This is a genomic window from Streptomyces sp. HNM0574 (assembly GCF_012726235.1).
GTDB lineage: Bacteria > Actinomycetota > Actinomycetes > Streptomycetales > Streptomycetaceae > Streptomyces.
This window is the reverse complement of sequence record NZ_JAASAH010000011.1, coordinates 64,395-82,108: the sequence shown is the minus strand read 5'-3', so window position 1 is coordinate 82,108 and position 17,714 is coordinate 64,395. Positions and strand designations below refer to the sequence as shown.

The 17,714-nt window shown below is 73.4% G+C and carries 15 protein-coding genes; 10 read left to right on the top strand and 5 right to left on the bottom strand.

The features are described from left to right. The first annotated feature begins 62 nt into the window (after positions 1-62). On the top strand, positions 63-1,100 hold the full coding sequence (locus HCC30_RS19205; protein WP_240979721.1) for a hypothetical protein: 1,038 nt from the start codon (positions 63-65) through the stop codon (positions 1,098-1,100). Positions 1,101-1,155: 55 nt separating this feature from the next. Here HCC30_RS19205 and HCC30_RS19200 read toward each other — a convergent pair whose 3' ends face one another. After that, positions 1,156-1,650 carry a hypothetical protein gene (locus HCC30_RS19200; RefSeq protein ID WP_169443831.1) on the bottom strand — a complete coding sequence of 165 codons (495 nt, stop codon included), beginning with the start codon at positions 1,648-1,650 and terminating at the stop codon, positions 1,156-1,158. Between the two features lie 335 nt (positions 1,651-1,985). On the opposite strand from HCC30_RS19200, the gene HCC30_RS19195 reads away from it, so the two are divergent. After that, entirely contained in the window at positions 1,986-2,918 is a 933-nt protein-coding gene (locus HCC30_RS19195; RefSeq protein WP_206324038.1) for a 2-dehydropantoate 2-reductase, read from the top strand. Positions 2,919-2,939: 21 nt separating this feature from the next. Here the strand turns inward: HCC30_RS19195 and HCC30_RS19190 are convergent, their stop codons facing one another. Next, positions 2,940-3,341 (bottom strand): RNA-binding S4 domain-containing protein, encoded by a 402-nt coding sequence (locus tag HCC30_RS19190; RefSeq protein ID WP_169443830.1) that lies wholly within the window; start codon positions 3,339-3,341, stop codon positions 2,940-2,942. Positions 3,342-3,708: 367 nt separating this feature from the next. Here HCC30_RS19190 and HCC30_RS19185 point away from each other — a divergent pair, with 367 nt between their 5' ends. Further along, complete coding sequence (locus HCC30_RS19185; RefSeq protein WP_169443943.1) at positions 3,709-4,881, top strand: macrolide family glycosyltransferase; 1,173 nt, start codon at positions 3,709-3,711, stop codon at positions 4,879-4,881. A 124-nt stretch (positions 4,882-5,005) separates the two neighbouring features. On the opposite strand, the gene gdhA is transcribed toward HCC30_RS19185, so the two are convergent. After that, entirely contained in the window at positions 5,006-6,343 is a 1,338-nt protein-coding gene (gene gdhA / locus HCC30_RS19180; protein WP_169443829.1) for an NADP-specific glutamate dehydrogenase, read from the bottom strand. Positions 6,344-7,287: 944 nt separating this feature from the next. Here gdhA and HCC30_RS19175 point away from each other — a divergent pair. The 6 genes from HCC30_RS19175 to HCC30_RS19150 all read left to right on the top strand — a co-directional run bounded on the left by HCC30_RS19175 (position 7,288) and on the right by HCC30_RS19150 (position 12,436). Continuing rightward, a complete protein-coding gene (locus HCC30_RS19175; protein ID WP_240979720.1) occupies positions 7,288-8,922 on the top strand; it encodes an ATP-binding protein in 1,635 nt (544 codons plus the stop codon). Positions 8,923-8,926: 4 nt separating this feature from the next. Beyond that, positions 8,927-9,334 (top strand): roadblock/LC7 domain-containing protein, encoded by a 408-nt coding sequence (locus HCC30_RS19170; protein WP_169443827.1) that lies wholly within the window; start codon positions 8,927-8,929, stop codon positions 9,332-9,334. Then, complete coding sequence (locus HCC30_RS19165) at positions 9,331-9,717, top strand: DUF742 domain-containing protein (protein WP_169443826.1); 387 nt, start codon at positions 9,331-9,333, stop codon at positions 9,715-9,717. Before HCC30_RS19170 ends, HCC30_RS19165 begins: the two co-directional genes overlap by 4 nt. Next, positions 9,698-10,321 (top strand): ATP/GTP-binding protein, encoded by a 624-nt coding sequence (locus tag HCC30_RS19160; protein WP_169443825.1) that lies wholly within the window; start codon positions 9,698-9,700, stop codon positions 10,319-10,321. Before HCC30_RS19165 ends, HCC30_RS19160 begins: the two co-directional genes overlap by 20 nt. Further along, positions 10,318-11,916 (top strand): cytochrome P450, encoded by a 1,599-nt coding sequence (locus tag HCC30_RS19155; protein WP_346776695.1) that lies wholly within the window; start codon positions 10,318-10,320, stop codon positions 11,914-11,916. The genes HCC30_RS19160 and HCC30_RS19155 overlap by 4 nt, the downstream gene beginning before the upstream one ends. A 331-nt stretch (positions 11,917-12,247) precedes the next feature. Next, positions 12,248-12,436, top strand: coding sequence for a hypothetical protein (locus HCC30_RS19150; RefSeq protein WP_169443824.1), 189 nt, complete (start codon positions 12,248-12,250; stop codon positions 12,434-12,436). A gap of 42 nt (positions 12,437-12,478) precedes the next feature. Here the strand turns inward: HCC30_RS19150 and HCC30_RS19145 are convergent, their stop codons facing one another. Together HCC30_RS19145 and HCC30_RS19140 are read right to left on the bottom strand one after the other, a co-directional pair. Further along, the gene (locus HCC30_RS19145) at positions 12,479-14,950 is read right to left on the bottom strand and encodes a penicillin acylase family protein (RefSeq protein WP_169443823.1); all 2,472 of its coding nucleotides are present in this window, start codon (positions 14,948-14,950) and stop codon (positions 12,479-12,481) included. A 107-nt stretch (positions 14,951-15,057) separates the two neighbouring features. Next, positions 15,058-16,113 carry a LacI family DNA-binding transcriptional regulator gene (locus HCC30_RS19140; protein ID WP_169443822.1) on the bottom strand — a complete coding sequence of 352 codons (1,056 nt, stop codon included), beginning with the start codon at positions 16,111-16,113 and terminating at the stop codon, positions 15,058-15,060. Between the two features lie 311 nt (positions 16,114-16,424). On the opposite strand from HCC30_RS19140, the gene HCC30_RS19135 reads away from it, so the two are divergent. Then, positions 16,425-17,705 carry a sugar ABC transporter substrate-binding protein gene (locus HCC30_RS19135; RefSeq protein ID WP_169443940.1) on the top strand — a complete coding sequence of 427 codons (1,281 nt, stop codon included), beginning with the start codon at positions 16,425-16,427 and terminating at the stop codon, positions 17,703-17,705. Positions 17,706-17,714: the final 9 nt, after the last annotated feature.

The window sequence follows — 17,714 nt, the reverse complement described above, 5'->3', positions numbered from 1 at the left end:
GCGGCGGCTGCGGACCGGTACGGCAAGGAAGCACCGCACGACGTCCGAGTCTGGAGTCAACGATGGAACTGTCCGTTCTGCGCCCGGTGTACGAGCACGAAGGCCCCTTCGCCACCGTCTACCTGGAGGGCCGTTCACCCAGCGAGGACGCCCACAACCAGATGCGGCTGCGCTGGAAGGCGCTCCGCGAGCGGCTGGAGGGCGCGGGCGCCGACAACGCGGCGCTGGACGCGATCGGCACCGCGCTGGACGGGGGCGCCGCGGGGGAGGAGCAGACCAACGGGCGGGTGATGGTCGCCGACGCCTCGGGCGTCGTCCTCGACGAACCGTGGGACGCCGCGCTCGGCGCCGGCGACGACGCGCACTGGACCGTCCTGCCCGAGCTCGGCGCGTACGTGCGGGAGCGGGCGCGCGGGGTGCGGGCCCTGGTCGTCGTCGCCGACCAGGAGGGCGCCGTGGTGCGCCGTGAGGTGATCGCGCGGCAGCACCGCCCGGTGGTGGAGGGCGTCACCGAGGTCACCGGGAGCGCGCCCGAGGGCATGGAGAAGCAGCGCGGCCAGGCGCACGCGCACAGCCGCGTCCAGCGCCGGGCCGAGGAGGTGGTGCAGCGCAACGCGCGGGACGTCGTCGAGTACGCGCGCAAGGCCGCCGAGAGCTTCCGCCCCGACGTGCTCGTCCTCGCCGGCGAGGTGCAGGCCAGGACCGCCGTACGGGACGAGATCGGCCCGGACCTGCTCCCGCTGCTCACCGAGACGGACCGGGGCGGCGACGACGGGCACTCCCCGGACGGGGCGCTCGCCGAGGAGCTGCTGCGGATCGCGACCGCGGTCGACGAATCGGTGGTCAAGGAGCGGACGAACGCGTTCCGCGAGGGGCTCGCGCACCAGGAGGCGACGGAGGGCGGCACGCCCGTGGCCGCGGCCGCGGAGAGCGGCGCGGTGGACACGCTGCTCTTCGAACCCGGCACCGACGCCTCCCGCGAGGCCTTCCTGATCAAGGTGTGCGCCGGGACGGGAGCCGCGTTCGGCCTGGTCGAGGAGGGGACGGGCATGCACGAGGGCGTCGGCTCCCTGCTCCGCTTCCCGCCCGTGCCGTCCTGAGCCGGACGGTTCTCCCCTCCGGCGCCCCGGTGCGGGGCGCCGGAGGGGGCCGGGGTCACTCGTAGAGCTTGATGCCCGAGATCTTCCCCGTCTTCAGGTCGGTCTGGACGTGCAGCTTGGTGTCCGGCTGGTCGCCGCCGTCCCACTTCAGCGTCACGATCGTCCACGAGTGGCCCGCCCCGCTGCCGTCGTAGGCGACGTCGAAGCCGACCGGCACGTCCTGCGAACGCAGCACGCCGTCGGCGCCGTTGCGGTCCTCCCACTGTTCCAGCTTCAGCAGGTAGTCCTCGCGGACGGTGTCCTGGCGCAGCTTCTCGGCCCGGTTGGTGTCCCCCTCGCCGAGCGAGGTGATGTAGCCGTCGTAGAACCCGGAGACGGACGAGACCACGTCGGACTCGGCCGCGGCGGGAGCGGTGACCGCGGCCGGACTCCCGGCGGTGGTCAGCCCCTGGGCCGCGGCGGGCCCGGCGAGCCCGAGCGGGAGGAGCACGGCGACGATGCCGCCGGCCACGACGGCGTTGCGCTTGGTCCTGGGCGCTGCACGATGCATGGTGCCTTCACTTCTCTTCCTGTCAGCCTGCGTTCACCCGCGCAGGGAATCCCCGTGGTCGGGATGGGCGGGCGCGGACGGCGGCGCTCGGGGCCCGCGTCCGGCGCGTCCCACCGGTACCGGTCCACCGTCGCACGCGCGGAGCGCGGCCCGTCGGGCCCGGCCGCCCCCGCCGCCGCACTGTGACAGGGGTGTGACGGACGGGCGACGGCCCGATGGACACCCCGTCACGGAGGTGCGGGACCGCCCCGGAGACCCCCGCCGCACCGGGCGTCACCCGGGGCACGCGCGCCGCACCCTTCGCACGTCAACTTCCGGTGCGTAGGCTCCCGTTCATGATTTCTCCCGTTTCCGGCGCGCGGGTCGCGGTGATCGGCGGCGGAGCCGTCGGCGGGCTCCTCGCGGTCCTCCTCCACCGCGCGGACCACCGCGTCACCCTCTGCCTGCGCACCCCCGTCGACCGGCTGACGCTCCGCACCGGCGGCGAGGAGGCGGAGGTGCCCGTACGGCTGGCCACCGCGCCGGCCGAAGTCGGGCCCGTGGACTGGGTGTTCCTCACCACCAAGGCGCAGGACACCGCCGGCGCCGCCGGCTGGCTGCGCGCGCTCACCGGCCCCGGGACCGTCGTCGCGGTGGTGCAGAACGGGGTGGACCACCGCGAGCGCGTCGCACCGCTCCTGCCGCCGGACGCGCGGGTGCTGCCCGCGCTGGCCTACACGGCCGTCGAACGCGTCGCGCCCGGCCGGATCGTGCACCACGCGGCCAGCGAACTGCACGTACCGCGGGGAGAGTTCGCCCGGGCGCTGGAGGAACTCCTGGACGGCAGCGGGGTGACCGTCAAGGCCGTGGACGACTTCCGCACCGCCGTGTGGGAGAAGCTGTTCACCAATCTCGTCGCCAACCCGCTCACCACCCTGCTCCAGCAGCGGCTCGGAGTGCTCACCCACCCCGAGATGCGGCGCCTCGGCGAGGACATCCTCCGCGAGGCGCTCGCCGTCGCCCGCGCCGACGGCGCCGCGAACGACGAGCGGCACATCCGGCGCACCATGAACCGCTTCCGCCACGTCCCGCCCACGGGCGGCACCTCGATGCTCTACGACCGCGCCGCCGGACGCCCCCTCGAACACGAGCACATCACCGGCGCCGTCGTCCGCGCCGGTGAGCGGCACGGCATCGCCACCCCGCTCAACAGCATGCTGCTCACCCTGCTCCGCGCCGTCGACCGCGAACTGCGCGGCGAACCGGCGGGCGCCCAAGAGGCCGAGTGAACCGGTGAGTTGAGGGGAAGCTCAGAGCGTGCCCGGCGGCTGCCCCGCGCGGCCCTCGCGCAGGCGCTCCAGCTCGCGGCGGTCGCGCTTGGTCGGACGCCCGGTGCCCCGGTCCCGCCGCGGCACCTCGGCGACGGCCTCGCGCGGCGGGGGCGGCGGGCTCTTGTCGACGTACGCCTCCGCGGCCACCGGCGCGCCCACGCGCTTGCGCAGCAGCCGCGAGACGATCACGATCCGCTCCCGGCCCGCGTACCGCAGCCGGATCTCGTCGCCGGGCCGCACCGCCTGCGCCGGTTTGGCGCGGTCGCCGTTGACGCGCACGTGCCCGGCGCGGGCGGCGGAGGCGGCCGCCGACCGCGTCTTCGTGAGCCGCGCGGACCAGATCCAGACGTCGACGCGCACGGTCCCCTCGTCAGAAGCCATACGACGACTCTACGACCCTCTCCGCACCCGGACTCCCCGGCCTCGGGACGGGCGGCGGCGGGAGCGGTGCCGCGCGGAAAATCCGGTCCCGCCTGTCACCGGTGCGGGTTACAGTGACGCGCATGAACTTCCTCCAGATCTACGGCTGACACGGCGGCGGCGCGCAGCGCGCCCTTCCCGCCCGCGCACCCGCCCCCGCGTGCCGCGCGCCTCTCCGGCGTGCCCCGGGGTGCGGTCGCGGTGTCCTGCCCACCGCAGATCCGGAGACGAGAGATCCCGTATGCAGTCCCAGAGTTCGCCGTCCCAGCAGTCCGTTCCGTCCGCCGCCCCCGGGCGGCGCCGCGTCCCGCGTCCCGCGCACATCGCGATGGCCGGGGTGCCGGTGATCAGCCACACGCTGCCGGGGCTGGAGATCATCCGTGAGCTGGTCGCCAGGGGCCACCGCGTGACATACGCCAACGACCCCTACCTCGCGCACGTCATCGAGCCCACCGGGGCCGAGCTCGTGCCGTACACCTCGGTGCTGCCGTACCGCGACAACAAGTGGCCGGAGGACCCCGTCGCGGCCATGGACCTCTTCCTCGACGACGCCGTCCAGTCGCTGCCCCGGATGCGCGCCGTCTACGACGAGGACCGCCCCGACCTGTACCTGTACGACATCGGCGGCTACGCGGCCCGCGCCCTCGCCGAGGCGCAGGGCCGCCCGGCCGTGCAGCTGTCGCCGACGTACGTCAGCTGGGAGGGCGCGGACGAGACCGTCGGCGAGCAGCTGCGTCAACTGCCCGGCGCAGCGGAGCACTTCGCGAAGTTCGGACGCTGGCTCGCCGGGTGCGGGGCCACCACGACGGACGCGCAGGAGTTCCTCGGGAAGCCCCCGCGGGCGCTCGCGCTGATCCCGCGCGCGATGCAGCCCTTCGCCGACCGCGTCGACGCGCGGAGGGTCACCTTCGTCGGCCCGTGCTTCGGCACCTCGGCGGGGGACGGGCCGGGCGGACGGGCCCAGCAGGGCGGCTGGGAGCGGCCGGCCGGGGCAGGGAAGGTGCTGCTGGTCTCGCTCGGCTCGGCCTACACCCACCTGCCCGGGTTCTACCGGGAGTGCCTGGCCGCCTTCGGCGGGCTGCCGGACTGGCACGTCGTCCTCCAGGTCGGAAAGCACACCGACCGGGCCGAGCTGGGAGAGATCCCGCCGAACGTCGAAGTCCACTCCTGGGTACCGCAGTTGGCGATCCTGGAGCAGGCCGACGCCTTCGTCACGCACGCGGGGATGGGCGGCAGCAGCGAGGGCCTGTTCACGGGTACGCCGATGATCGCCGTGCCGCAGGGCGCCGAACAGCCCGCCAACGCCGACCGGCTCGTCGAACTCGGCGTCGCCCGCCGCCTCGACACGGCCGACGCCACCGCCACGGCCCTGCGCACCGCGCTGCTGGAGCTGACCTCGGACGCGGAGGTGGCCCGCCGCCTGGCCCGGCTGCGCGCCGAGGTCCGCGCCGAGGGCGGCACCGTGCACGCGGCCGACCTGATCGAGGGGATGCTCCCGTAACGGCCGGAACGAGGAGGCGGCCGGGGCGGCTCCGCGGAGTGCGGGCCGTCCCGGCCGCCGTGCCCCGCCGCGCGGGCGGGGCGTCACGCCTCGGGGAAGCGTGTCAACGGGCCGTGTGCGGGGCTCAGATGAGGCCCTGCGCGAGCATCGCGTCGGCCACGAGCTCGAAGCCCGCGATGTTGGCGCCGACGACGTAGTTGCCGGGCGAGCCGTAGCGCGCCGCCGTCTCGTGGCTGGAGTCGTGGATGTGCCGCATGATCTCCTGCAGCCGCTCCTCGGTGTGCGCGAAGGTCCACGAGTCCCGGGAGGCGTTCTGCTGCATCTCCAGCGCGCTGGTGGCGACACCGCCCGCGTTGGCCGCCTTGCCGGGGGCGAAGGCGACGCCCGCCTCCTGGAACAGCCGGACCGCCTCGGGGGTGGTCGGCATGTTGGCGCCCTCGGCGACGGCCTTCACGCCGTTCCGGATGAGCACCTCGGCGTCCTCGGAGGTGAGCTCGTTCTGCGTGGCGCAGGGCAGGGCGACGTCGGCCTGCACCTCCCACACGCGTCCGCCGGGCACGAAGCGGGCGTTCTCGCCGCGCTCGCGCGCGTAGTCGGCGACCCGGCCGCGGCCCTGCTCCTTGATCTCCTTGAGCAGCGCCAGGTCGATGCCCTTGTCGTCGACGACGTACCCGTCCGAGTCGGAGCAGGTGATGACCGTCGCGCCGAGCTGCTGTGCCTTCTCCGTCGCGTAGATGGCGACGTTGCCGGATCCGGAGACGGCGACCCGCTGGCCGTCCAGGTCCTCGTCCCGGCTGCGCAGCATCTCGGCCGTGAACATCACGCAGCCGTAGCCGGTCGCCTCCGTACGCGCCTGGGCGCCGCCCCAGCCGAGTCCCTTGCCCGTGAGGACGCCGGACTCGTAACGGTTGGTGATCCGCTTGTACTGGCCGAAGAGGAAGCCGAGTTCACGGCCGCCGACGCCGATGTCACCGGCGGGCACGTCGGTGTACTCGCCCAGGTGACGGTGGAGTTCGGTCATGAAGGACTGGCAGAAACGCATGATCTCGGCGTCGGAGCGGCCCTTCGGGTCGAAGTCGCTGCCGCCCTTGCCACCGCCGATCGGCATTCCCGTCAGCGCGTTCTTGAAGACCTGCTCGAAACCGAGGAACTTGACGATTCCGAGATTGACCGAGGGGTGAAAGCGCAGGCCGCCCTTGTAGGGGCCGAGTGAGCTGTTGAATTCCACCCGGAATCCGCGGTTGACGTGGATGCCGCCCTGGTCGTCGGCCCACGGCACGCGGAAGATCAGCTGGCGCTCCGGCTCGGCTATACGCTCGATGATCCGGGCGTCCACGAATTCCGGCCGGCGCAGCAGCACCGGCTCCAGGGTTTCCAGGACTTCCCGGACCGCCTGGTGGAACTCCGTCTCGCCCGGGTTCCGGCGCAGGATCTCGGCGTAGAGGGTTTCGATCTGTGCCATGTGTGCATTCCCTTCCTGAGGTTCCGCTGCGGAACCCGCGCCGGGAGATCGCGTGATGATCACCAGCCGGCGCCGGGACGGGGTCGCCCCCCTGGCACGGGATCCTTCTACACCCTAAGCGTTGACGGAGCGTGAGCAGAGACCTGTCTGCGCCACCTTGCTCCGTAGCAGGTCACCGAGGTGCTCCGACGAGATTCGGACAGTCCGTGCGCGTCCGATCACCCCTCGGAGGGCCGTGACGGGGCCCTCGGGTACGCGCGGTGGAGGGGTACGGGCGGCGCTCGCCCACTAGTGGAGCCGCTGGGGGAGCGCAAGGGGGAGGCTCCGGCTTTCCGCGTCTCACTCGTTCGAGTGGTGAGGGGAACAGAGGTGCGAGGATTGATTCCGGCCCGCCGTGGAATCCGGCGCTCGTGCCCGCTGGCCCAATGATCGGGAAAACCTCCTTTCACCCCGGCGGCCAGCGAGGACGCGTTGACGGGGCCAACTCGCGGGCCCCTGTGGCACCTTGCCGGCCGGGCACGGTCACCACTTGTCAAGTCCCCTTCCGTGTACGGGAGATGGGAGAATTGAGCCATTTGTTTTTCGTACGCGAGTGCATTCCCGGGCTGTCTCAGGAAGGCCCCCGGGTGCCGGATGCGAAGGGCTATGCTCCGTGATGCGCAGCGGGTCGGCACAGGCCCGAACCGGAAACCTGACCGGTCGGCCGACGCACCGCCAGAACCGCACCGGAATCCGGGAGTTCACCACGAACTCCGGACGCGGCCACCACGCGGCCGGACCGGTACGGGGAATTGCCTCCGCGCGGTCACGTCATGCCCGTACCCGGTCCGGCGTCGGCCACGGCGGAAGCGGCGTGCCCCCGGCGCGCACGCGCACCCGCACGCAGCAGCCCACCCAACAGACCACTCACCTCTGTCCCTTCGATGAGCGTTCCAAGGATGCCCATGGCTCGTGCCGGCTCTTCACCCGAAGACGGGGGGCCCGCCTCCGCCTCCCTGTGGATACTGCCCCCAGTCCTGGTGGCCGCGGCCTCCGTCGCCGCGGTACTGCTCTCCCCGGCCGGAGCGAAGCTCCCGGTCACCTGGTGCGGTGTCGTCGCCACCGTCGCCGTCGGCCTCGTCGCGGGCGAGGCCCTGCGGCGCGGCCGCACCATCACCGCGCTGCGCAGGCAGCAGGCCGAGCGGGAGGCCGCCGACCGGCAGCGCCTCGCCGATCAGGAGGCCGAGACCAGGCGGCTCGCCACCGACCTGCTGCCCGTCGTCGTCGACCGCCTCCAGCGCGGCGTCGTCGGTGACGAGGTGCTGCGCGGCCTCACCTTCGAGTCCGAGGTCGGACCCGAGTTCCGCGCCGCGCACGCCGCCGTCCTGCGCGCCGTCATCGACGCGGTCGAGGCGGAGGAAGGACTCCGCGACACCGCGCAGCGCGCCTTCGTCAACATCGCCCGCCGCGTCCAGGCCATCGTGCACCAACAGGCCCAGGACCTGCGGGAGATGGAGGACAAGCACGGCAAGGACCCGGACGTCTTCGGCGACCTGCTCCACCTCGACCACGGCACGGCCCTGATCGGCCGCCTCGCCGACAGCATCGCCGTCCTCGGCGGCGCCCGGCCGGGACGCCAGTGGCAGCAGACCGTCCCGCTGTTCAACGTGCTGCGCGGCGCGATGTCCCGGATCATGGACTACCGCCGCGTCGACCTGCACTCCGTCGCCGAGATCGGCATCGTCGGGCCCACCGTCGAACCGCTGATCCACGCGCTGTCCGAGCTCCTGGACAACGCCACCCGCTATTCCCCGCCGCAGACCCGGGTCCATCTCACCGCCAGCGAGGTGCAGTCCGGCGTCGCCGTCGAGATCGAGGACGCGGGCGTCGGCCTCACCGACGAGGCCCGGGTGCGCGCCGACGAGATCCTCGCGCAGGCCTCCGCCGGGCTCGACCTCGACGACCTCGGGGAGACCCCGCGGCTCGGCCTCGCCGTGGTCGGCAGCCTCGCCAAGGCCAACGACTTCACCATCTCGCTGCGCCCCTCGGCGTACGGCGGGGTCCGGGCCGTCCTCATCGTCCCTGAGGACCAGACGACCACGACCCCGACCCCCGGCGGCCAGATCGCCAAGGCCGCCTCGCTGCCCCCGCCGCGCAGGCGCTCCCGTCCCGGAGCCCCGGTCAAGCAGCAGCCGGCCCCGTCCGGCCCGGTCACCCCGGCGAACGGGACCGCGGCGGGCGCCGGGACCGGAAGCACCACCGGCCTCAACGGGGCGGGCGGCGCCCTCGGCACCAAGCGGCCGGCGGCCTCCGGCGGCCCGCTGGGCCCCGGGCCCGCCGAGCCGCCCCCGGCGGAGATCAACGCCAACGGCCTGCCGCAGCGCAGGCGTTCGTCGGCCGCCGTGAACCCGCGTCCCCGGACGATGTCCCCGGGCCAGGGCGACGCTTCCAGCACCGCGCAGCAGCGGGGGACCGGCACGGAGGACGCGGTACAGCCCGGGATCTGGCTGGCCGACTTCCACAACGCCGTGAACGGTGAACCGTCCCCCGGCGTACCGGACAGCCCGCACAGCGGCCAGCCGTCAGAAAAGGATGAGTAAGCACGTGACACAGCAGCGGCGCAACATGGACTGGATGCTCAAGGACCTGGCATCCAGCGTTCCGGAGACCCGCCATGTCGTGGTGCTGTCCTCGGACGGCCTGTGCATGGCGCAGTACAGCACGGACATCGACGTCGCCGACCGGCTCGCTGCCGCCTGTGCCGGGCTGCAGAGCCTCTCGGCGGCCATCGCCACCGAATTCCCGCACGGCGACGGGCAGATGAGACTCGTCGTCATCGAGGTCAGCGGCGGATTCTTCTACCTCATGGCGGCGGGCGCCGGCGCGTACCTCGCGGTGCTCGCCGACAGCGGCGTCGACGCCGGGCTCATGGGGCAGCGGATGCGGGACCTGGTGGCCCGCCTCGGTGAGCATCTCACCAGCCCGCCGCGGGTCGACGGGCAGGTCACATGAGCGATGTACCGGAAGAGAAGGACCTGGAGGAACAGCAGGAGAACTGGGAGGAAGGCGGTCCGGAGCGGCTCTATGTCGTGACGTCCGGGCGCAGCCAGCCCACCGAACGGGCCACCCTCGACCTCGTCACGCTCATCGTGACCCGGGGCCGGCCCAGCTCGGGCACCCAGCCCGAGCACGCAGCGATCATCCGCATGTGCAACTACCCGCTGTCCGTGGCCGAGATCTCCGCGTACCTGCACCTGCCCGCATCCACGGTCACGGTGCTGCTCGCGGACCTGCTCGACGGCGGCCATGTCGAGGCACGAGCCCCCATCCCCACGAGCTCGCTGCCCGACGTCGAACTTCTGGAGGCGGTGATGCATGGACTCCAAAATCTCTGAGGAGTTCGTCGGCCCGCGCAGCGAGGACACTCTTCCGGCCTCGGCCGCCGCCGCGGTCAAGGTCGTCATCGTCGGCGGCTTCGGCGTGGGCAAGACCACGCTCGTCGGCTCGGTGAGCGAGATCAGACCGCTGACGACCGAGGAGACGATGACGCAGGCCGGCGTCGGCGTCGACGACGTCGCCGGGGTCGAGCGCAAGACCGAGACGACCGTGGCCATGGACTTCGGCCGGATCAGCATCAACGAGCAGCTCGTGCTGTACCTGTTCGGCACCCCGGGCCAGGAGCGCTTCTGGTTCCTGTGGAACGGGCTGTTCGAGGGTGCGCTGGGTGCCGTCGTGCTCGTCGACACCCGGCGGCTGGAGGTCAGCTTCGACGTCATCGGCAGGCTGGAGGAGCGCGGGGTGCCGTTCGTCGTCGGCATCAACGCCTTCCCCGACGCGCCCGTGCACCCCGTCGAGGACCTCCGCGCCGCCCTGGACATCCCCGCCTCCGTTCCGATGATCGACTGCGACGCCCGCGACCGCGGTTCCTGCCGCGACGCGCTGATGACCCTCATGCGCTATCTGCACACCCTGACCACCTCGACCCCGGAGCCGCAGTGACCGCATCATCGTCCGGCCCCTCCCCACGCGGGGGCTCCTCCCCGTTCGAGAGCACGGCCGCACCGCCTCCGGAGTGCCCGGCCCACGCCGCCCACGGCCCCAACTCCGCGGAGGGGCAGGCCGCTTCGGAACCGGCGCCGCCGAAGGGCCGCAGGCCCGTCGACGGGCTGGCCGACCTCTTCGGCACCGAGAACGAGCGCGACCCCATGGGCCTGTACGAGCGGCTGCGCGCCGAGCACGGCCCCGTCGCCCCGGTGCAGCTGGACGGCGGGCTGCACGCCTGGCTGCTCCTCGGGTACCGGGAGAACCTCGAAGTCACCCGCACCCCCTCGCGGTTCTCCCGCGACTCGCGCCGCTGGCGCGACCTCAAGGAGGGCAACGTCGCCCAGGACAGCAGGCTGCTGCCGGTGGTCGCCTGGCAGCCCACCTGCATGTTCGCGGACGGCGCCGACCACGAGCGGCTGCGCGGCGCCGTGACGGAGAGCATGGGGCGCATCGACCGCCGGGGCATCCGACGGCACATCATGCGTTTCACGCACCAGCTCGTCGACGAGTTCAGCACCCGCGGAAAGGCGGAGCTGGTCGGCCAGTTCGCCGAGCACCTGCCGATGATGGTGCTCACGCACATGATCGGCATGCCCGAGGACTACAGCGACCGCATGGTGCAGGCCAGCCGGGACCTGATCAAGGGCTCCGAGAACGCCGTCGAGAGCAACGACTTCGTTACCGGGACGATCCGGCAGGTCGTCCGGCGCAAGAAGCAGGAACCGGGCCGCGACCTGGCCTCCTGGATGCTGGAGCACCGCTCCGAGCTGTCCGAGGACGAGGTCGTGCAGCACCTGCGCGTGGTGCTGCTCACCGGGTACGAGACGACCGCCAACCTCGTCGCGAACACCCTGCGCATGGTGCTCACCGACCGGCGCTTCCGCGCCTCCCTCGCGGGCGGGCACATGACGCTGCCGGACGCGGTCGAGCACGTGCTGTGGAACGAGCCGCCGCTCACCGTCGTCCCCGCGCGCTGGGCCACCGGCGACACCGAACTCGGCGGCCAGCAGATCCGGGAGGGCGAGATGCTGCTCCTCGGGCTCGGCGCGGGCAACGTCGACCCGGCGATCCGGCCCGACATCGACGCGCCGATGCTCGGCAACCGCTCGCACCTGGCCTTCAGCAGCGGCCCGCACGAGTGCCCCGGCCAGGAGTTCGGCCGGGCCATCACCGACACCGGGATCGACACCCTGCTGATGCGGCTGCCGGACCTCCATCTGGCCGTCGCCGAGGACGAGTTGGACTGGCGCGCCTCCTGGGTCTCCCGCCACCTCGTCGCGCTGCCCGTCGCGTTCACCCCGCGCCGCCGGAAGAGCGACGAGGACGCGGAGCTGCTCGCCGAGCCGCTCGGCGGCGCCGGTCTCCCCGGGCCCGGTGCCGCGGCGGCCACGGCGAACGGCGGCGGGACGGAGGGCCGTCCGGCCTCCGCCACCGCGACGGCCACGGCGCCGGACGGCGGGGCCGTCGCGCCGGACGGCGCCCGGGTGCCGGGGCAGACGCGCCGGCCCTCGCTGTGGCAGGTCGTCTCGGAGTGGTTCCGGAGCCGCTGAGCCCGCCCGGCCGCACGCCCCGCGCCCCGCCGCTCACGGGACGCGGGGCGCGGTGCGTTCCGGGGGCGGGCGTCAACCGGCCCCGGGGGAAAGGGTGTTGTGCGGCTGGGCCGGCGCTCGTAAGGTGAGAGACCGTCATCAGCCCGCCGAGGAGCGGAAGGAGGCCGGTGTGCGCATGATCCGAGTGCAGAGTCCCGCGGTGCGGTCGACGACCGGCCGCCGCAGGGGCGAGTCGTCCGGGGAGAGGCCGGTTCCCCGGGGCTCCGCACAGCTGAAGCGTGTCCGCTAGCTGAGGCTTCCTCGTGTCCGGCCCACGGGACCGGAGGCGATCATGCCGGACCTCGATCTCAACGGAATCGGTGCCTTACTGGCCGGAATCGGCGGACTTCTCGCCGGGGCGGGCCAGCTTCTCCAGGCCCTCAAGAAGGACGGCAAGCCGCAGGGCTCCGGCGCGTGCGACGACCCGGGCGGCAGCAGGGACGCGCACGTGATGTTCCCCCTGCTCACCACCCTCGGCTGACCGCCGGGCCCGGATGCGGAATCCGGGCCCGGCCGCCACGGCTCAGCCGCCGCTCACCCGCACCGTCCGCAGTCCCGGCGCGTCCCGCACGTCCCGCTCGCAGAAGCGCTCCCGCACCATCCGACCCTCGGAGTACAGCCGGGTCTGGTCGCTGTGATGCGGTGAGTTCGGGTTCTGCGACTGGGAGTACGTCAGCAGCGTCCGGGCCCGTACGGGGCAGCCCTTGTCGCCGAAGGTCACGGCCTGGATGTAGCTGGAGCCGTTGTCGACCTCGCGGTATCCGCCCCGTGCCTCGTCCCACACGGCACGCGTCTGGTTCCACACGCCCAGCGCCTCCGGGCCGCCGGGCACCGGCAGGCGGGTGCCGCCGCGTTCCACGAACTGGTGCTCGCCGAGCGGCGCGTCCAGGGGGATGCCGTGCCGGTCCAGCTCGGCCACGGCGTCGGCCAGTGCCGAACGGAAGGCGGGCGCCGCCGTGTTGAGGTCGCGCGGCGTCGTCACCGGCGAGGCCGGATCGAAGGGCGTACGCCACGGCCCGGCCGGCTTCGCCGCCTCGGTCAGCTTCTGCCAGAAGCGGTCGAAGAGCAGCGCGCCCTCGCTCCCGGTGCCCGCCGTACGGTCCCAGGCCGCGAGGACGCGGCAGGCTCGCGAGACGTCGACGGGTCTGCCGTCGCTGCCTCTCGCGGTGCCGCCCGGCAGTGCGGCGCAGGCCCGTGCCGCGTCGGCGGCGGCGAGGTCACCGGCCGGGACCCGGTTGGCGAACTGCTGTTGCTCCAGGTCGTCCAGGGTGAGCCCGCCCCGGTCCGCCATGGCCGCCACGTCCTGGACGCCGCCGCGGGTGCGCAGCGAGCGTGCGGTGGAGTGGTCGCCGTAGATGCGCGGGTAGTCGGTGAGCGGCCGGTCGGCGTTGGTCAGCCAGGCGCTGTCGTTGGAGTTCTCCGCGTACGGCGCGTCCTTCAGGACCGGCGACTCGCCGGGGCCGAAGGTGCCCGGCTGGATCGCGCCGGGGCCGGTGCCGGGACGGCAGCCGGAGCGGGACCCGTCGAGCACCGCGAGCCCGGAGACCGGGAAGGTGATCCGGCCGAGCGGGGTGTTGCACCGCGCGGCCAGCCCGTCCGTGACGCGGGGGAGGACCTGGGACTGGGCGAAGTAGGTGCGCCCGCCGGAGTCGGCGGCGAGGGTGTTGACCCAGGGCAGGCCCTGCGTCGTACGCAGCACCTCGGCGATGCCGTCCACGTCGCGGGCCCGGCTGAAGCCGAGACCGGTCTGCGAGGCGCGGAGGTTGCCCGCGTTGGGGTCGTTGAGCGCGTACGCCGTCCCCGCCGTCCAGGGCAGGTCGATCCCCTGGAGGCTGGTCACGACGGGGCCGTAGCGGGTCCACCACTGGCTGCGGGTGATCCGCTTCCCCTCGCGGTCCCGGACGGTCACCTTCCGCTCGCGCATGCGCTCGGTCTTCCCGTCGACGGTGTACGCCGTCGGGTCGGACGGGTCGAGGGTGAGCCGGTGCAGGTTGAGCGGTGCGCCGGTGGCGACGGTGTGGCTCCAGGCCACGTGCCGGTTGTGGCCGATGGACAGCGTGGGCGAGCCCACCAACGAGCCTCCCGCGGCGTCCAGTTCACCGGGGATGGTCATGTGCGACTGCCAGAAGCGCCGCCCGCCGGACCACGGGTAGTGCGGGTTGCCGAGCAGCATGCCGTGGCCGCTGGCGGTGGTGGAGCCGCGGAAGGCGACGGCGTTGGAGCCCATGTCGGCGGTGCCCCGGTCGAACAGCCGCCGCGCCTGCCGGGCCGTCTCCCGCGCGTCGGGCGCGGACGCCTTCTTCGGGGCCCCGCTCCCGGAACCCGGCGGCTTCGCGCCGGTGATGCCGTCGACGGCCATGCCCTGGCCCGCGAGCACGGCGAAGGCGAACTCGCGGTGCGCGACGTCCGTCCCGGTGACCGGCCGGAGCCAGGGCTTGCCCTTGCAGGCGGGGTCGGTGATGTCCTCGCGGTGCTCGCGCAGCCAGGCGTTGTACCCGGCGGCCCAGCCCCGGGACAGCTCGCGCATCTCGCGGCTGATCCCGGCGGGCGGCGGCTGCTTCAGCAGGCGCTCCACGGTGCCGGCGCGGCGTACGCCGGTGAAGAACAGGTCGCTCGCGAGGTTGCTGGAGGCGGCGGAGAGCGAGCCGTCCGGCTTGCCCTCGGCGCCGAACCAGCGGGAGCGTTCGCCGCGTACGGTCGCGAAGCCCTCCGCGAGCACGCAGATCTGGTCGGTGGCCTGGGCCCAGGCGTTGCCGAAGCCGAGCCCGGGATAGTCCTCGGCGGTGATGTGCGGGATGCCGTACTCGGTGTAGCGGATGACGGCCGCGTACGGGCCGTCGGCGAGCCGGTCGTCCGGCGGTGCGGGCCCGGGGGCCGCGGCGGCGGGCAGCGCGGTCGCCGCGAGGAGCAGTGCGGAGCCCGCGAGGGCCGCCCGGCGGAACCGCTGCCGGGACCCTGTGCGCTGCCGGGACGGTGGTCTGAGCCGTAGGTGCATCGCGCCTCCCAACGGGAGTGACGGCAGGGCGAGTTGAGCACCGGCGAGCGTACCGGGCGGTTGGTATGCCGAGAAGGAGTACGGCGCGGGCAGTTGCGGCGGCCCCGCTACTCCGGCTCCGGCGGGCCGGTGCTCTCGCGGACGGTCAGGCGGGGGAGCGGGAGGCGCGCGGTGCGGGAGGCCGCACCGTCCAGCAGGCGGGTGAGTTCGCGGGCCGCGCGGTCGCCGAAGTCCATCGGGTCGCGGGCCAGCGCGGTCAGCCAGGGGTGGACCATCCGGCACAGCGCCGAGTCCTCCCACGAGACGAGGGACAGCTCGCGCGGCACGGCCAGCCCCTGCCCGGCCGCCTCGGCCACCCCGGCGGCGGCCAGCACGTCGTTGTCGTACACCAGGGCCGTCGGCCGGGGCTCCCCGGCGAGCAGACGGCGGGTGGCGGCCGCGCCCTCGGCGTCGGAGTAGTCCGTCGTCAGGGAGCGGACGGCCAGCCCGCGCCGGCCGGCCTCGGCACGCAGCGAGGCGATGCGCCGCTCGGTGTGCGCGAGCCCGGGCAGCCCCGCGACATGCCCGATCCGCCGGTGCCCCAGCCCGTGCAGATGCCCGACGACCTCCGCCATCGCCCCCGCGTCGTCGGCCCGTACGGCGGACAGGCCGGGGCCGCACGCCTCGCCGCCGATGACGACACCGGGCAGGCCGAGGGACTCCAGGACGCCGGGGCGCGGGTCGTCCGCGCGCGGGTCGACCATCAGGACGCCGTCGACCCGGTGCTCGGCCCACCAGTGCCGGTAGACGGCGCACTCCGCCTCCACGTCCTCCACGACCTGGAACAGCAGGCCCAACCGCCGCTCGGCCAGGACCTGCTGGACGCCCGAGATCAGCCGCAGGAAGAAGGGTTCGACGCCCAGCGTGCGGGCGGGGCGGGCGAGCACCAGCCCGACCGTCGCCGCGCCCTCGCCGGAGAGCGCGCGGGCCGCCGTGCTCGGGCGCCAGCCCGCCTGCTCGGCGACGCGCCGCACCCGTTCGCGGGTGCGCTCCGACACGCCGGGGCGCCCGTTCAGCGCGAACGAGACGGCGCTCTCGGACACGCCCGCGCGCCGCGCGATGTCCTTGATGGTCGGCCGGCGCGCCGGTGAACGGGGGCCGTCCGGCGCGGGGTTGGGCTGCATCGCGACCGGCCTTCCGTGCTGCTGCGGGACCGCCGGGGGCTAAAGCGGTTCAGTGGTCGGCAACTAAAGCGCATTAGCCGAGATCTCGGCAAGAGGCCGGACGCGCTTTTCCGGGGGAGGGCCAACTCTCCGGCGAGGCCCGGGAATTCACGCTTCCCGGGCCCTTGACTTTGCCCCGTGGCGGGGTCAGTTTGTCGTGCGGTGCTCACGGCTGACATCGATGTCCGACCCGTTGTCCCGGCCGCCCCAGCACCGTCACCGGACCTGTGCGAAGGAGCCGTTGCGCAGTGCGTTCTCCGAGTTCCCCCCGAATTCCGCCCTCCCGCCGGACGGCCGCGGCGCTGGCCTGCGGGCTGCTGCTGAGCGCCTGCGCGCCCGGCACCGAGGAGGTCGACACGCGCAGCGCCCGCGGCGAGGTGCGCGGCACGATCACGTTCCAGACCTGGAATCTCCGCGCCACCTTCCAGGACTACTTCCGGCGGCTGATCGCGGATTTCGAGAGGAAGTACCCGGGGACGCGGGTGAAATGGATCGACCAGCCCGCCGAGGGCTACGCCGACAAGATCAGCGCGGACGCCGCCGGCGGCACCCTGCCCGACGTCGTCAACGTCTCGCCCGACCTTGTCGCGCCGCTCGCGAAGGCCCGGCTCGCCGTCGACCTCGACAGCGCCGCCCCGCAGCACCGCGACACCTACCTGCCCGCCGCCTGGCGGAGCCACCGCATCCCCGGGATGCGGGGCACCTACGCGTACCCCTGGTACCTCAACACCGGGCCGATGTTCTACAACAAGCGCCTCTTCGAGGAGAACGGGCTCGACCCGGACGACCCGCCCCGCACCTACTCCGAACTCTTCGAGGACGCGCTCACCCTCGCCCGCAACAGCGACGGACGCACCGCCACCCTCGCCAACACCCCCACCGTCGAGGACTTCGGGCGGTACGGCGTACGGCTGATGAACCGCGAGGGCACCGCCTTCACCTTCGACGAGCCCCGCGGCGTCGAGCTGCTGAAGCGGTACAAGGAGCTCTACGAGGCGGGTGCCCTGGACTCCCAGGTGCTCACCGCGACGCCCGAACAGGCGGGCCGGAAATTCCTCCAGCAGTCCGTCGCCATGAACCCCGGAAGCGCCCTGGACCTGGCCAAGTTCAAGAAGGACGCGCCGAGCCTGTACCGGAACATCGGCATCACCGACGCGCCCGACAACACGGGCAGGCCGAACATGTACGTCCAGGGCCTGATGGTCAACGCGGCGGGCGGCAACAAGGCGACGGCCGTGGCCTTCGCGCACTTCGTGACCAACGCGCGGAACCAGATGGACTTCGCCCACGAGACCGCCGTCTTCCCCAGCACCAGGGGCGCGCTGGACCACCCGTACTTCACCCGGCAGGACGGCACCGACGAGACCCGGGTACGTGTCGCCGCGGCCAAGTCCCTGGAGAACGCGGTGAATTACACCCCCGTCCTGCTGAGCGACGACATGAAGACCGTCCTGCAGAACACCGTCGCGCGCGCCCTGCGCGGCGACGCCACGCCCGAGGAGGCCCTGCGCGGGGCCGCCGAGGAGTGCAACCGGCTGCTGAGAATCGGCTGAGGGGAGCCC